We start from the raw sequence: 14,652 nt of genomic DNA, 5'->3' as shown, positions 1-14,652 counted from the left end.
CACGACGCTCTTGCCGAGCACCGGATTCAGCAACGATTCCGCCGTGCGCGTCAGCCACGGCCCCTGCATCAGGTCCCATACGAGGAGACGGTGATACGCCTTCGTCAGGGGGTTGTCGTCGTTTTCGACGCCCACGGCGCATTTGAGCCACCAGTACGGCGAATGCAGGGCATGGGCGTGGTCCCGGCCGCGCACCGTCAGGCCTGCGGCCGTCAGCTTCGCTGCCAGTTCGTCGGCCTTGTAGATCCGCACGTGGCCGCCCTCGACCTCGTGATACGCGTCGGACAGCGCCCAGCAGATCTGCTCCGGCAGCCACCGCGGGACGGTGACGGCCGCGACGCCGCCGGGTTTGAGCACCCGCACGAATTCGGCGATGGCGCGGTCGTCTTCGGGCACGTGCTCGAGCACCTCGGAGATCAGCACCACGTCGAAGGTCTCGTCGTCGTAGGGCAGGGCGAGGGCGTCGCCCACCTCGGCCCGGGCCAGTGCTCCCTCGGGTACCTGGCCCTCGAGTTCCATCGCCGCGAACATGTCGCCGACGGCCTTCATGTCCTCCGCGCTGCGGTCGAACGCCACCACGTCGGCGCCCCGGCGGTAGAGCTCGAACGAGTGCCGTCCGGCGCCCGCGCCGATGTCGATGGCACGGTCACCGGGTTCGACCCCCAGCCGGTCGAAATCGACTGTCAGCATCAGACTTCGGTCCTTCCTGCCTGGGCCGCAACGGTATCCCGGTAGGCCTGGGCGGTCCGGGCGGCCACGGCCGCCCAGCTGAATCGCTCGAGCACCCGGGCCCGCGCCACCGACCCCAGCCGGGCCTGTTCGGCGGGATCGTCGAGAACCCGTGCCAGCGCCGCGGCCAGCTGTTCGCTGTCACCCGGGGGCACGAGGATGCCCGCATCGCCGACCACCTCGGGAATCGCGCCGGCGCGGCTCGCCACGAGAGGCGTGGCGCAGGCCATGGCCTCGACCGCGGGCAGCGAGAACCCCTCGTAGAGTGACGGGACCGCGGCCACCTGCGCCGAACCGAGCAGTCCGGCCAGCTCGCCGTCGTCGATCCCGGAGACGGTGCGTACCGAGTCCCCGATGGCGAGCTGCTCGATCAGCTTCTCGGTGACGCCGCCCGCGGCGAGCTTGGTGACGAGCACCAGCTCGACCTGCCGCTCGGTGCGGAGCTTCGCCACCGCCTCGAGCAGATTGGCGACGCCCTTGAGCGGTGCGTCCGCGCTGGCCACGCACACGATGCGGCCGGACACGCGTTCGGTCGACGGCGGGGCGAAGATCTCGGTGTCCACTCCCAGCGGGATCGTGCGCAAGCGCCCGTCGGGGATGTCGAACGCGGTACGGATGTCGTCCTCGGAGGATTTCGAGACGGTGAGCAGGGTCGGGATGCGCCGCGCCACCCGGGCCTGCATGCGCAGGAATCCGTACCATCGGCGCAACGTGATCCTGCGGCGCAGCGTCGGGGCGCTCGCGAGGTCCAGCTCCCGGTCGCGGGTGATCGGATGGTGGATGGTCGCGACGAGCGGCAGGCCCGCATCCGCGATCCGGAGCAAGCCGTAGCCGAGGCACTGGTTGTCGTGCACGACGTCGAACTCCCCGGCCCGGTCGCGCAGCAGCCGGGCCACGCGCAGACTGAAGGTCAACGGCTCCGGGAACCCCGCCGTCCACATCGTGCCCAGCTCGAGCAGGTCGATCGCGTCGCGGATCTCCCGCGGGTGCGGAAAGCGGAACGGGTCGTCGTCGCGATAGAGGTCGAGGCTCGGGACCTTCACCAGGGTGACCCCGTCGTCGAGCTCGGGATACGGCTGCCCGGAGAACACCTCGACGTCGTGGCCGAGTGCCGCGAGTTCGCGGCTGAGATGTCGAACGTACACGCCCTGACCACCGCAGTGCGGCTTGCTGCGGTACGACAGCAGAGCTACTCGCACAGATCACCTCGTTCGTCGTGTCACCGGAGTGCGTCCGTCCGGAAGATCGAACTCACTCTAGAACATGTTCTCATCCGACGCTCGACCCGGCTCCGCCCTGCGGATCAGCGCCGGAACCGCACCGGGTCCGGTGCAAACTGAACGTACAGGGTGGCGACCCGTTCCGCCGTCGAAGACCCGCCGAGACGACACCGGCCCAGGCTCTGCGGTGCGCATCACGAGCGGGCGGCGCGCCCTCGTCCTCCGCGGGTTGACACCTCGAGATGTGACCTACACCATAAGCGAACGCTTACCGTACGAACGCTCGGTGAGCGGCAACTGCACCTCGACCCCCGAAACAGGAGACGGTATGTCCGACGCCCCGTCCATGCGCGAACTGCTCGGCGACGACGCCCCCAGCAACTGGGGACGCTGGGGCGCCGACGACGAGATCGGAGCTCTGAACTTCCTCGGCACCAAGGAGGTTCTCGGCGGAATAGCCGAGGTCGAGTCCGGCGACGTGTTCACCCTGCAGATCCACATGGGCCGCAAGGAGGCCCCCGGCGATCCCCTGTGGCCCAGCCGCAGCGGCATCGATCGCCGCAACACCCTCGACGAATCGTCGTGGGACGGCGAGGACGCCCCGCAGTTCCCCGGCGGACTGCACTACGCCGACGACACCGCCACCCTCTTCCTGCAGGGCTCCACCCAGTACGACGCCCTCGGCCACGTCTGGTACGACGGCAAACTCTGGAACGGATACGACGCGCGCAGCACCGTCGGCAGCATGGACAAGGCCTCGGTGCTGCCGATCGCCGAGAAGGGCGTCGTGGGCAGGGGGATCCTGATCGATATGGCCCGCCACCGGGGCAAGGAGTGGCTCGACGCCGGCGAGACCTTCGACCACAACGACCTCGAGGCGGCCGCCGCCGCCCAGGGCGTGACCATCGAGCCGCGCGACATCCTCGTGATCCGTACCGGCTGGCTGAAGTACTGGTACAGCCTCGAAGACACCACCGAGTTCTACGCCGATTTCTGCGAACCCGGCCTGACGTACAGCCGCGGACTCGTCGAATGGTTCCGGAACCGGGAGATCCCCAACCTGGTCACGGACACCATCGCCAACGAGGTGACCACCGACCCGGCCAGTGGCGTGGCGCTGCCCCTGCACTGCGCGCTCATGCGCAATCTCGGCGTCGCCCTCACCGAGATCGCCTGGCTCGAGGACCTCGCCGACGCGTGCGCCGCCGACAACCGCTGGACCTTCCTGTACACCGCGGCCCCGCTGAAGGTCGTGGGCGGCACGGGCGCCCCGGTCAATCCGGTCGTCATCCGATGAGCGCAGCCGGACCCCGCGACGCGCACACGGGCGTCTACGACAGCAAGCCGTGGCTCGCGCGCTACGCGCCGGGCCTGCCGACCCACATCGAGCCGGAGTACACCGACGCGCTGGAGATGTTCCGCGCCACCGTCGCTCGCGACCCGGACGCGGACATCATCCGCTACTTCGACGGGCGCCTGACCCGCCGTGAACTCGACGAGCAGTCCGACGCGTTCGCGGCCGCACTGACGGCCCACGGCTTCTGCCCGGGTGAGCGGGCGGCGCTGTTCCTGCAGAACGTCCCGCAGTTCGTCGTGGCGCAGCTCGGTGTCTGGAAGGCCGGCGGTATCCCGGTCTCCGTCAACCCCATGAACAAGGAACGCGAGCTCGGTGAAATCCTCCTGGACTCGGGGGCTACCGTGCTCGTTGCACTCCAGGGGCTGTACCGGGACGTCGCACAGCACGTCGTCGCCGGCACCGCCGTCCGGATCGTGATCACCACGTCCGAACTGGAATACCAGACGCGTGGAGACGAGCGGATCTTCTCCGGCATCGAACGCCTCGATCTGCCCGGCACTCTCGACCTGCAGGCGCTCCTGGCCGAGTTCCGGGGACGGCCCGTCCCGGTGCACGCCCTCGGCCCGGACGACATCGCGTTCCTCACCTACACATCCGGTACGACCGGACCACCGAAGGGTGCGATGACCACTCACCGCAACGTGGTGTTCAATGCCCGCACCTACCGGGAATGGGTGGGACTCGGCGCGGACGACGTCGTGCTGGGCATCGCCCCGCTGTTCCACATCACCGGGCTCGTCGGGCACATCGCCGTCGCCCTGCTGACAGGCGCGCCCCTGGTGTTGATGTACCGGCTCGACCCAGGCGTGACCCTCGAAACGGTGGCGGTGGAACAGGCGACGTTCACGGTCGGCTCGATCACCGTGTTCATCGCGCTGATGAACGTTCCCGGCGCCCGCGGTGAGTCGCTGAAGACGCTGACCAAGATCTTCTCCGGCGGAGCGCCGATACCGCCGAGCACCGTCGCGGCGTTCGAGACGTTCTCGGGGACGTACATCCACAACATCTACGGCCTCACCGAGACCACCTCTCCCTCGCATGCAGTTCCGTTCGGCACCCGGGCTCCGGTGGACGAGGCCTCCGGCGCCCTGTCGGTCGGAGTCCCGACCTTCGACACCGTCGTGCGGGTCGTCGACGAGGACGGCAACGACCTTCCCGTCGGGGAGGTGGGCGAGCTCGTCACGTCGGGGCCGCAGGTGGTCGCCGGCTACTGGAACAAGCCCGAGGAGACCGCGACCGCGCTGCCCGGGGGTGCCCTCCACACCGGGGACGTCGGGTACATGGACGCCCACGGCTGGTTCTACATCGTCGACCGCAAGAAGGACCAGATCAACGCCGGTGGGTACAAGGTCTGGCCGAGAGAGGTCGAGGACGTGCTCTACGAGCACGATGCGGTGCGCGAGGCCGCGGTCGTGGGGGTGGTGGACAGCTACCGCGGCGAGACGGTCAAGGCGTTCGTCAGCCTCCGTCCGGGGCACTCGGTCACCGAGGAGGAACTGATCGCCTTCGCCAGGGAGAGGATGGCGGCGTACAAGTACCCGCGGCTGGTGGAGATCATCGACGAGATCCCGAAGACCGTGTCCGGCAAGCTTCTTCGCAGGGAACTCCGGGCCCGCGGCTGAACCGGGCAGGACGGCGAAGGCCCGGTCCGTGTCGGGACCGGGCCTTCGCCGTGAAGCGACCCTGACGGGACTCGAACCCGCGACCTCCGCCGTGACAGGGCGGCGCGCTAACCAACTGCGCCACAGGGCCGTGTGCATCCCCGAAGGGGATTTCCACAGAAAACCCACCGCCGGGCGGTGGGCCTACCGTATGAAGTTGTGTGGTGGCCAGGGCCGGGATCGAACCGGCGACCTTCCGCTTTTCAGGCGGACGCTCGTACCAACTGAGCTACCTGGCCGGACGGCACCCGAACCGAATGCCAATTGCCAACTCTGCGACCCTGACGGGACTCGAACCCGCGACCTCCGCCGTGACAGGGCGGCGCGCTAACCAACTGCGCCACAGGGCCATGCTCTTCACTTGTGGTCAAACCGTACTGCATGCGGCGATACTGCTTCCGCAAGCGTACCCCCTACGGGATTCGAACCCGCGCTACCGCCTTGAAAGGGCGGCGTCCTAGGCCGCTAGACGAAGGGGGCCCGCCGGATTACTCCGACCCGCACCCTCAACGGGTTCGCGTTCCGTTGGGAGCTTGGATAGCTTAGGACACCGGTTTCCGGATTCACAAATCAGCAGGTCACGCCGATTGTTCGCCCTCCATGGGCGACTCCGGCGCCCCGCGCCGCCGCTCGAGCCACTCCGGCGCGGCCGTCGCCTCGAGGCACACGTCCAGGCATTCCGCGAAGCGGGCCCGCACGTCGACGTCGGTCGCGGTGAGATCGTGGAAGTAGCGCTGGCCGGCCAGGCACGCCCCGAGCACACCCAGGAACCGTTCGAGGTCGACGCCGGCACGGACCAGCCCCGCGTCCCGCGCCTCGACGGCCAGCCGGCGGCCGGCGGCTCCCCACACCGAGCTGCCGCGCAGCTTCGCCTCGGCGTCGAACTCGGGTTCGGTCACGAGCTTGAACTCGGCCCGGATGATGACGTCGCCCTGCAGGGCGTCGGCGAGATCTCCGACGAGGCCGTGCAACCGCTCGAAGGGATCCAGCCCCGGCGCGTGCAGCCACCGCTCGGTGATCACCCGATAACGGTCGAGGCCCTCCGCGAGCACCGCCCGGGCGAGCTCCTCCTTCGAATCGAAGTGGAAGTACATCGCGCCCTTGGTCGCCCCGGAGTGCTCGAGAATCGCGTTGACCGAGGCTGCGCCGTATCCGCGCCGGGCGAATTCGATCGCCGCGGATTCGACGATGGACGCGCGGGTGCGCCGCGCCCGCTCTTGCTGACGTGACATGGGGGGTTCGTGCCTCCGAACGTGACCTGCGGTCCCCCCGATCGCCACTGTAGCCGCCGGGCGACCGGCACGCGCACAGCCAGGCATTTCCCGTCTTCGCACAGAACACACCAAGTGGTATGCTTTTATCCGGCTCGGGTGCGCCGCAGGGGGTGCGCACCCGAGCCTTCGAGCGGCACGGCCGTCCGATACTGTTGACCGGCGCGATGCAGTTAGACTGTGCGCCCACGCCCCTATAGCTCAGTTGGTAGAGCTACGGACTTTTAATCCGCAGGTCCCAGGTTCGAGCCCTGGTGGGGGCACTGTGACTTCGAACCCTGGTGGGGGCACTGGACACTGCCGGCCGGAGTGCGCCCGCAGTGTTCGACACACCTCGTCGTCGCCTGCTAGTCCGGCGCGCCGGCCACCCTGCCCGGACGGTCGCTTCGCAGCTCCGACTCCTGCTGGGCCCGCTCCCGCTCGAGGTCGCGACCGCGTTTGCGGTACATGAAGCTCAGAGCGGCGAACACGAGGAACATGACCGCTCCGAGGACGGCGCCGACGAGCGTCGCGCCCCGGAATCCTGGGGCGTCGACGTCGAGGATCCGCTCCCCCGCGTGCGCCGCGTTCCCGCTGCCCAGCACGATGCTCGAGGTCATCAGGTTGGGAATCGCCACGATGACGGCGGCGACGACGAACACCACCTGCAGGACGCGATGCCGCCGCCACGTCCTGATCCGCCACACCGCAGCGAAGAGGGCCAACGGCACGAAGGTGCACACGAATCCGAACAGCAGTCCCCAGGCCGTTCCACGAGCGAAACCGGCGTCGGCCAGCCCGGCGACACGCTGCGCCCACCATCGGGGGACGAACGCCGCCAGCGCGAAGTACGCGGCCACCAGCGTGAGCACGGCAGCGACGCTCCACAGGGCCTTCTTCGCCCACGGGGGAAGCCCCGACCGCTGCGCCGTCTCGTTGCCCGCCATCACGTAGTTCCCCTTCCGGGTCCGGGTGTGCCGTCTCTTCAGACTACGGATCCGCACACCCGACACGGCGTCCGAATCGCCGGTTCTGCGCTGCTGCCGCACCCGAAGTGTGGTTAGGGTGGCATCGCTCACGAAACCGATCCGGCGATCGATGGGAGTGGCGTGCGCAGCTTCGTGGACCTCGGCCTGTTCCTGTCTGCCGTCGCCCTGGGAATCGGCTCGTTCCTGCCGGTGGTGGCCGGGGCCCGGCCGACCGAGATCCCGTTGACCGACCTGCGCGACGGGATTGCGGCCGGCGACGTCTCCGCCCTCGGCGCAGCCGACCTTCCGGTCCATCAGGCACTCGCGGCACCGCTCGTCCTCGCCGCCGTCCTGCTGCTCCTGGCCGCCCTGTTCGATTCGGCGGTCGCAGGCTGGGCCGGGGTGGTCGTCGGTCTCGTCGCGACCGGCGCCTTCGCGGTGCGGGTCCACCAGCAGTTCGACGACTACGTGCGCGCGAACCACGCGACGGCGCTGACGAACCAGACGGGGTTCGTGCTGATTCTCAGCGGGTTGGGGGTCGCGTTGCTGTGCGCGGTGATCGCGGGACGGCGGACGTCCGCGTAGCCGCAACGCCGACGCGGAACGCCGACCGGGGTGGCGACGGCGGCTACCCTCGGTGCCCATGCCCTCACTCGACGAACTCCTCTCGCAGATCCCGGTCGACCAGATCGCTCGTCGACTGGGCGTGGACGAGCAGACGGCGGCCACCGCGGTGCGGGCCGCCCTGCCCACGCTCGTCGGCGGCCTCGAGGCGAATACCCGGAATCCGGACGGCGCCACGTCCCTGCTGTCCGCGCTCGACCAGCACCGCGGCTCACCCCTGCTCGACGGCGGAGTGAACGTGAGCGACGTGGACACCGAGGACGGCGACCGGATCGTGTCGAACGTGTTCGGCGACAACAAGGACCAGGTCGTGCAGACGCTGGGCCACGCCGACGGCGCGGGCGGCAGCGACCTCGTCGCGCGACTGCTGCCCATTCTCGCTCCGATCGTGCTGACGTACCTGGCCCGCCAGGCCGGCGGGAAATCCGGCGAGCCGGGTGGCCTGAGCTATCTGCTCGGCGGGCTCCTGCGCAGTGCGTCGGGCGGCGCGGGCAGCGGGGGCGCCTCCGGCGGCCTCGGCGGAGTTCTCGGCAGCGTTCTGGGGGGCAACGGCGGCGGCCTGGGCGATCTGCTCGGCGGACTCCTCGGTGGCGGCAAGCGCTGAGGTTTCGGAGAGGACACGGGCTCACTCCCGCGCGTCGCGCCGAGGCACCCGTGTCCACCCGGTAGGATGGCCGGATCACCGCATGTGAAGGATCCCATCGGCGGTCGGGCCGGGGTCGGCCGAATTTGGAGCACGTCACAGACATGGCGGCGCCCAACCTACGGTGCCGTAGCCTGTAATTCGTTCGTGATACGCACAGTTATGGAGAGGTAAACGGAATGACGCGAGTTCTGACTCAGCTGGAGCTTCTGCGCGAGCTGGAGCCCGTCGCCGAGGCGAACGTCAACCGCCACCTTTCGATGGCCAAGGACTGGCACCCCCACGACTACGTGCCCTGGGACGAGGGACGCAACTTCGCCGCGATGGGCGGCGTGGACTGGGAGCCCGAGCAGTCGAAGCTCGACGAGGTCGCCAAGGCCGCGATGATCACCAATCTGCTCACCGAGGACAACCTGCCGTCCTACCACCGCGAGATCGCCGAGAGCTTCTCCCGCGACGGCGCGTGGGGAACGTGGGTGGGCCGCTGGACCGCCGAGGAGAACCGCCACGGCATCGTGATGCGCGACTACCTCGTCGTCACCCGCGGCGTCGACCCCGTCGCTCTCGAGAATGCCCGCATGGAGCACATGACCAACGGGTTCGCCTCGCCCAACGAGGTGGGGATGCTGCACTCGGTGTCGTACGTCACCTTCCAGGAGCTGGCCACCCGCGTCTCGCACCGCAACACCGGCCGGGCGTGTCACGACTCGATCGCCGACAAGATGCTCCAGCGCATCGCCGCCGACGAGAACCTGCACATGATCTTCTACCGCAACATCTGTGAAGCGGCTCTCGACGTGGCCCCGGATCAGACTCTCGCGGCGATCACCGATGTGCTGACGAACTTCCAGATGCCCGGCGCCGGCATGCCCAACTTCCGCCGCAACGGCGTGCTGATGGCCAAGCACGGCATCTACGACCTGCGTCAGCACCTCGACGAGGTGGTCATGCCGGTGCTCCGCAAGTGGCGCATCTTCGAGCGTGAAGACTTCGGTGCCGAGGGCGCCCGCGTCCTCGACGAACTCGGCACCTTCCTCGAGGATCTCGAGAAGCAGGCGGTGAAGTTCGAGGAGATGCGCGATCGGTCCCTCGCCCGCGACGCCGCCCGCCGCGAACGCAACGAAGCCGCATCCTGATCCTCGCCGGTGCGTGATTCGGGGGCGGCGTCCCCGAACAGCTATCCTGTGCCCGGTGCCGGATTCGGTGCCGGGCACAGTTGTACGCACTTCTTCGTCACGCCGTCTTCGAGGTTCTTCATGTCACCCCTTCGCATCGGCTCGCTCGAGTTGAACAGCCCGGTCGTGCTCGCGCCGATGGCGGGAATCACCAACGTCGCCTTCCGCACCCTGTGCCGCGAGCTCGAACTCGAGCGTTCGGGAAGCACGTCGGGGCTGTACGTGTGCGAAATGGTCACCGCCCGGGCACTCGTCGAACGTCACCCCGTCACGATGCACATGACGACATTCGGCCCCACCGAGACGCCCCGGTCGCTGCAGCTGTACACCGTCGACCCGGACGTCACCTACCAGGCCGCGAAGATGATCGTCGACGAGAACCTCGCCGACCACATCGACATGAACTTCGGCTGCCCCGTGCCGAAGGTCACCCGCAAGGGGGGCGGCTCGGCCCTGCCGTACAAGCGACGCCTGTTCGGCAACATCGTCGCGGCCGCCGTCCGCGCCACCGAGGGCACCGACATCCCGGTGACCGTGAAGTTCCGCATCGGTATCGACGCCGATCACCACACCCACCTCGACGCGGGCCGGATCGCAGCGGCCGAGGGCGCCGCCGCCGTCGCGCTCCATGCCCGCACCGCCGCCCAGCGGTACTCGGGTGAGGCGGACTGGAACGAGATCGCCCGGCTCAAGGAGCACGTCACCGACGTACCGGTCCTGGGCAACGGCGACATCTTCGCCGCCGAGGACGCGCAGAAGATGATGGAGCAGACCGGTTGCGACGGCGTCGTCGTCGGACGCGGATGCCTCGGCCGGCCCTGGCTGTTCGCCGAACTCAGCGCCGCCCTGAACGGCACGCCCATGCCCACCCCGCCGAATCTGGGCGAAGTGGCGGGCATCATGCGCCGGCACGCCGAACTGCTCGCCGACCACCACGGCGAGGACCGCGGCATGCGCGAGATCCGCAAGCACATCGCCTGGTATCTGCGCGGCTTCCCGGCCGGATCCGACGTGCGCAACGCCCTGGCGCGCGTGTCCGGCCTCGCCGAACTCGACGAGTTGCTCGGCCGCCTCGACCCGACGGTGCCCTTCCCCAAGGACGCGGAGGGCCCTCGGGGCCGCCAGGGCTCCCCCGGTACCGTCGCCCTGCCGGACGGCTGGCTCGACGACCCCGAGGACTGCATGGTGCCGGCAGGCGCCGACGTCATGCACTCGGGCGGCTGACGTCGGCTCAGCCGTTCGGACCGGACGAACCGGACCGCACCGGCCTGTCGCTCGGCGGACACCTCGATCCGGATCGAGGCCGCCAGTATCATGACGGGATCGCCGTGGTGGCGGGTGCGTACGAAAGCGGAACATCCGCGGAGAGGCGAGGGAATCGGTGGGTGAGGAGCACGATTCGGGCCTGCCCGACAGTCGCGCTCCGTGGGAACGTCCTATCGCCGACTCCGGGTATCGCAGCTCACACACCGGCCGGACACGCCGACGCCCGACGGATCTGCCCGGTGACGCCGGACCGCCGCCGGTGCGCGGTGCCGAAACCGGCCGTCCCCGCCGCTCGGCCACTCCGGGCGAGAACCCCGACCAGGTCACCGTCGCGGCGCTGATGAACAAGGTGGGGCGCGACAGCACCCCTGTCCGCCGTCCCGAACCCGAACCGGCCGCGCCGAACCCGCAGCCCGTCCGGCCGCCGCGGACATCGCCCGCCGACGACGACCCCACCGAGAAGATCCCGCCCGTGGGCGCCGCGCCGCCGGACAGCCCGCCGCCCACACCCCCGCGCGACGACCGCGCCGACGAGCAGAACGACGAGCCCGAGCAACCGGTCGCGCTGCCCCGAGCGGTCGGGGACAACGGTCCGAGCAGGCTGGCTCTGAGCAAACGGCGCAAACGCCGGCGCCTCGCGACGGCGGGCCGCACCGTCCTGGCCCTGCTGTCCGTACTGACCCTCGTCGGCAGCGGCCTGGTGTGGGGCTACGTGCGTTCCACCGAGGCAGGATTCGCCCAGATCGCGGCGCTGGACACCGAATCCACCGACATCGTCGACCCCGGCGGCCAGACCGGCGACGAGACCTATCTGATCATCGGCACCGACACCCGTGCCGGGGCGAGCGGTGCGGTCGGCGCCGGGACCGAGGCCGAGGCCGAGGGCGCGCGCGCAGACACCGTCATCCTGGTCAACATCCCCGCCGACCGCAGTCGCGTCGTCGCCGTCTCCTTTCCGCGCGACCTCGACGTGACGCGGCCCGTGTGCCGGGGCTGGGACAGCACCACCGGCGAGTACACGTCGGAGACGTTCCCCGCCGCCGAAGGCGACAAGCTCAATGCCACCTACGCGCTGGGCGGACCGAAGTGCCTGGTGAAGGTGATCCAGAAGCTGTCCGGCCTGAAGATCGGGCACTTCGTCGGAATGGATTTCGCCGGCTTCGAGAGCATGGTGAACGAGGTCGGTGGCGTCGAGGTGTGCACCCCTACCCCCCTGGTCGACGGGGAACTCGGCACCGTCATCGAGACCGCGGGCACCCACACCCTCAGCGGCCGGCAGGCGCTGGACTACGTGCGGGCGCGGAAGGTCGAGTCGGAAGGAAACGGCGACTACGGACGCATCACCCGGCAGCAGAAGTTCCTGTCGTCGCTGTTGCGCTCGGCGATGTCGAACAGGGTCCTGTTCGACCCCGGCAAACTGAACGGGTTCATCAACGCGTTCACCCGAGCGACGTTCGTCGAGAACGTCGACACCGAGTCGCTCGTCCGGCTCGGGCGCTCGCTGCAACGGGTCGAAGCCGGAGCCGTCACCTTCCTCACCGTGCCCACGGCGGGAACCAACGAGTGGGGCAACGAGATTCCGCGTCTCGACGACATCAAGGCGATCTTCCACGCGATCATCGACGACGAACCGCTGCCCGGGGAGAAGCGGGAGGCCCCGGAACCCGATTCGTCCGCGCCGCCGCCGGTGTCCGTTCTGCCCGACCGGACCGCGGTGGATCCGTCGACGGTGTCGGTGCAGGTGTCCAACGCTTCCGGCGCGTCCGGCCTCGCGGCCCGGACCGCGGAAGAACTCGGCGCCTACGGTTTCCCGATCTACAGCGTCGGCAACTACTCCGGCACGAGCAAGGAGACCGTCGTCCGCTTCTCGCCCGGGCAGGAAGCCGAGGCGCTGACACTGGCGTCCGCGGTGCCGGGGGCGGTGCTGCAGGAATCCGCGGACCTCGGCGGCATCGTGGAACTCGTCCTCGGCACCGGATTCGCCGGCAGCATCACCGCGCCGACCGAGGCGGGGTCGGTCCTGCCGACGGTGCCCATCCAGGCTGCCGAGGAGAACGAACTGCCGGTCGACCTGTCGATCACCAACGCGGGCGACGATTCCTGCGCTTGAGCGGGTCGTCGCGCCCGGCCATTCACCCTGCGTTCACCCGCTGCTCGTGACCCGGCTGTGTGTGCGCCGTAGTCTGTGTCATTATGCGCGTCGTATACCACGAACAGATGACCGAGCTCGCCGATCTCCTCGGAGAGATGGCGGGCCTTGCGGGCCTTGCGATGGAGCGGGCCACCCAGGCACTGCTCCAGGCGGATCTCGCGCTCGCCGAGACCGTGATCGGTGAGCACGACAAGATCACGGACCTGAGCACGCAGTGCGAGGAGAAGGCATTCTCGCTGCTCGCCCTTCAGGCGCCGGTCGCCGGCGACCTGCGTTCCGTGGTCAGCGGCATCCAGATCGTCGCCGACATCGACCGGATGGGTGCGCTGGCCCTGCACGTCGCCAAGGCGACGCGGCGCCGGCACCCCAATCACGTTCTGCCCGAAGAGGTCAACGGCTACTTCGCCGAGATGGGCCGGATCGCGGTCTCCCTCGGCGCAGCGACCAGGGAGATCCTCGAGACGCGCGATCCCGAGCGGGCGGCCCGGCTGCACCAGGAGGACGAGGCGATGGACGATCTCCATCGTCACCTGTTCACGGTGCTGATGGACCGCGAATGGAAGCACGGCGTGGCCGCGGCGGTGGACGTGACGCTGCTGGGACGGTTCTACGAGCGGTTCGCCGACCACGCCGTCGAGGTGGGTCGTCGCGTGATCTTCCTGGTCACCGGCAAGCTGCCCACCGACGAGGACTTCCGGGCGATGCGTGAACGCGTCGACAAGCTGACGGTGTATCCGCAGGACCAGTAACCCGACGCGGAAAGGCCCCGCCCGGATTTTCCGGGCGGGGCCTTTCCGCGTCCGCGGTGCCGAAGTCGCAGCCGGCTCAGCCGAAGCGACCGGAGATGTAGTCCTCGGTGGCCTTCTGGGTGGGGTTGGAGAAGATCTTCTCGGTGTCGTCGATCTCGACGAGCCGGCCCGGCCTGCCGGTGGCCTCGAGGTTGAAGAATGCGGTCTGATCACTCACGCGCGCCGCCTGCTGCATGTTGTGCGTGACGATCACGATGGTGTAGTCCTGCTTCAGCTCGGCGATCAGATCCTCGATGGCGAGCGTCGAGATCGGGTCGAGAGCGGAGCACGGCTCGTCCATCAGCAACACCTCCGGCTGCACCGCAATGGCGCGGGCGATGCACAGGCGCTGCTGCTGACCACCGGACAGGCCGCCACCGGGCTTGTCGAGACGGTCCTTGACCTCGTTCCACAGGTTCGCGCCGCGCAGCGACCGCTCGGCGATCTCGTCGAGCTTGTTCTTGTCGCGCACGCCCTGCAGCTTGAGGCCGGCGACGACGTTGTCGCGGATCGACATGGTGGGGAACGGGTTGGGGCGCTGGAACACCATGCCGATCGTCTTTCGGACGCCGACCGGATCGACGGACGAGTCGTAGATGTCCTCGCCGTCGAGCAGCACGGAGCCCTCGACGCGGGCACCGGGGGTCACCTCGTGCATTCGGTTGAGCGAGCGCAGCACGGTGGACTTGCCGCAGCCCGACGGTCCGATGAACGCGGTGACGTTCCGCGGCGGCACGGCCAGCGTCACGTCGGCGACGGCGTGGAACTTGCCGTAGAAGATGTTGACGTCCTTGAGGTCCAGACGCTTGGCCATTACCG

The 14,652-nt window shown here is 69.0% G+C and carries 13 protein-coding genes and 5 tRNA genes; 9 read left to right on the top strand and 9 right to left on the bottom strand.

What is annotated here, in order from left to right:
* Positions 1-690: class I SAM-dependent methyltransferase (locus tag OEY_RS0110785; RefSeq protein WP_010593889.1), on the bottom strand; the 690-nt coding region annotated here is incomplete at its 3' end.
* Positions 690-1,928: a glycosyltransferase family 4 protein gene (locus OEY_RS0110780; RefSeq protein WP_026137807.1), complete on the bottom strand. Its 1,239-nt coding sequence runs from the start codon at positions 1,926-1,928 to the stop codon at positions 690-692. The genes OEY_RS0110780 and OEY_RS0110785, both read right to left, overlap by 1 nt.
* A 349-nt stretch (positions 1,929-2,277) precedes the next feature.
* Between OEY_RS0110780 and OEY_RS0110775 the strand changes: the two genes are divergently transcribed.
* Both OEY_RS0110775 and OEY_RS0110770 read left to right on the top strand, forming a co-directional pair.
* Positions 2,278-3,246 (top strand): cyclase family protein, encoded by a 969-nt coding sequence (locus OEY_RS0110775; RefSeq protein WP_010593887.1) that lies wholly within the window; start codon positions 2,278-2,280, stop codon positions 3,244-3,246.
* Positions 3,243-4,928, top strand: coding sequence for a class I adenylate-forming enzyme family protein (locus OEY_RS0110770; RefSeq protein ID WP_010593886.1), 1,686 nt, complete (start codon positions 3,243-3,245; stop codon positions 4,926-4,928). Before OEY_RS0110775 ends, OEY_RS0110770 begins: the two co-directional genes overlap by 4 nt.
* A 56-nt stretch (positions 4,929-4,984) precedes the next feature.
* Here OEY_RS0110770 and OEY_RS0110765 read toward each other — a convergent pair.
* The 5 genes from OEY_RS0110765 to OEY_RS0110745 form a co-directional block, all read right to left on the bottom strand.
* Positions 4,985-5,058 (bottom strand) — tRNA-Asp (locus OEY_RS0110765).
* 71 nt (positions 5,059-5,129) lie between these two features.
* Positions 5,130-5,206 (bottom strand) — tRNA-Phe (locus tag OEY_RS0110760).
* A gap of 37 nt (positions 5,207-5,243) precedes the next feature.
* Positions 5,244-5,317 (bottom strand) — tRNA-Asp (locus OEY_RS0110755).
* 57 nt (positions 5,318-5,374) lie between these two features.
* A tRNA-Glu gene (locus OEY_RS0110750) sits at positions 5,375-5,447 on the bottom strand.
* Between the two features lie 98 nt (positions 5,448-5,545).
* Positions 5,546-6,199 (bottom strand): TetR/AcrR family transcriptional regulator, encoded by a 654-nt coding sequence (locus OEY_RS0110745; protein ID WP_010593885.1) that lies wholly within the window; start codon positions 6,197-6,199, stop codon positions 5,546-5,548.
* A 229-nt stretch (positions 6,200-6,428) separates the two neighbouring features.
* Here OEY_RS0110745 and OEY_RS0110740 point away from each other — a divergent pair.
* A tRNA-Lys gene (locus OEY_RS0110740) sits at positions 6,429-6,501 on the top strand.
* A gap of 84 nt (positions 6,502-6,585) precedes the next feature.
* On the opposite strand, the gene OEY_RS0110735 is transcribed toward OEY_RS0110740, so the two are convergent.
* Positions 6,586-7,164 (bottom strand): hypothetical protein, encoded by a 579-nt coding sequence (locus tag OEY_RS0110735; protein WP_010593884.1) that lies wholly within the window; start codon positions 7,162-7,164, stop codon positions 6,586-6,588.
* Positions 7,165-7,326: 162 nt separating this feature from the next.
* On the opposite strand from OEY_RS0110735, the gene OEY_RS0110730 reads away from it, so the two are divergent.
* The 6 genes from OEY_RS0110730 (at position 7,327) to phoU (ending at position 13,794) form a co-directional block, all read left to right on the top strand.
* Complete coding sequence (locus OEY_RS0110730) at positions 7,327-7,770, top strand: hypothetical protein (RefSeq protein ID WP_010593883.1); 444 nt, start codon at positions 7,327-7,329, stop codon at positions 7,768-7,770.
* A gap of 58 nt (positions 7,771-7,828) precedes the next feature.
* Positions 7,829-8,413 (top strand): DUF937 domain-containing protein, encoded by a 585-nt coding sequence (locus OEY_RS0110725; protein WP_010593882.1) that lies wholly within the window; start codon positions 7,829-7,831, stop codon positions 8,411-8,413.
* A 218-nt stretch (positions 8,414-8,631) separates the two neighbouring features.
* Positions 8,632-9,588 (top strand): acyl-ACP desaturase, encoded by a 957-nt coding sequence (locus OEY_RS0110720; RefSeq protein ID WP_010593881.1) that lies wholly within the window; start codon positions 8,632-8,634, stop codon positions 9,586-9,588.
* Between the two features lie 120 nt (positions 9,589-9,708).
* Positions 9,709-10,851, top strand: a complete 1,143-nt coding sequence (gene dusB / locus OEY_RS0110715; RefSeq protein WP_010593880.1) for a tRNA dihydrouridine synthase DusB — start codon at positions 9,709-9,711, stop codon at positions 10,849-10,851.
* Positions 10,852-11,152: 301 nt separating this feature from the next.
* The gene (locus OEY_RS0110710; RefSeq protein ID WP_010593879.1) at positions 11,153-13,003 is read left to right on the top strand and encodes an LCP family protein; all 1,851 of its coding nucleotides are present in this window, start codon (positions 11,153-11,155) and stop codon (positions 13,001-13,003) included.
* An 83-nt stretch (positions 13,004-13,086) separates the two neighbouring features.
* Positions 13,087-13,794, top strand: coding sequence for a phosphate signaling complex protein PhoU (gene phoU / locus OEY_RS0110705; RefSeq protein WP_010593878.1), 708 nt, complete (start codon positions 13,087-13,089; stop codon positions 13,792-13,794).
* Between the two features lie 76 nt (positions 13,795-13,870).
* Here phoU and pstB read toward each other — a convergent pair whose 3' ends face one another.
* Entirely contained in the window at positions 13,871-14,647 is a 777-nt protein-coding gene (gene pstB / locus OEY_RS0110700; RefSeq protein ID WP_003936505.1) for a phosphate ABC transporter ATP-binding protein PstB, read from the bottom strand.
* Positions 14,648-14,652 lie beyond the last annotated feature (5 nt).

The organism is Rhodococcus sp. P14, from assembly GCF_000256505.1.
Lineage (GTDB): Bacteria > Actinomycetota > Actinomycetes > Mycobacteriales > Mycobacteriaceae > Rhodococcus > Rhodococcus ruber.
This window is presented reverse-complemented; position numbering and strand designations above follow the sequence as displayed.

Coding starts and splice junctions, on each gene's coding strand:
- OEY_RS0110775 (WP_010593887.1), top strand. CDS start 2,278: ATGTCCGACGCCCCGTCCATGCGCGAACTGCTCGGCGACGACGCCCCC.
- OEY_RS0110770 (WP_010593886.1), top strand. CDS start 3,243: ATGAGCGCAGCCGGACCCCGCGACGCGCACACGGGCGTCTACGACAGC.
- OEY_RS0110745 (WP_010593885.1), bottom strand. CDS start 6,199: ATGTCACGTCAGCAAGAGCGGGCGCGGCGCACCCGCGCGTCCATCGTC.
- OEY_RS0110735 (WP_010593884.1), bottom strand. CDS start 7,164: ATGGCGGGCAACGAGACGGCGCAGCGGTCGGGGCTTCCCCCGTGGGCG.
- OEY_RS0110725 (WP_010593882.1), top strand. CDS start 7,829: ATGCCCTCACTCGACGAACTCCTCTCGCAGATCCCGGTCGACCAGATC.
- OEY_RS0110720 (WP_010593881.1), top strand. CDS start 8,632: ATGACGCGAGTTCTGACTCAGCTGGAGCTTCTGCGCGAGCTGGAGCCC.
- dusB (WP_010593880.1), top strand. CDS start 9,709: ATGTCACCCCTTCGCATCGGCTCGCTCGAGTTGAACAGCCCGGTCGTG.
- phoU (WP_010593878.1), top strand. CDS start 13,087: ATGCGCGTCGTATACCACGAACAGATGACCGAGCTCGCCGATCTCCTC.
- pstB (WP_003936505.1), bottom strand. CDS start 14,647: ATGGCCAAGCGTCTGGACCTCAAGGACGTCAACATCTTCTACGGCAAG.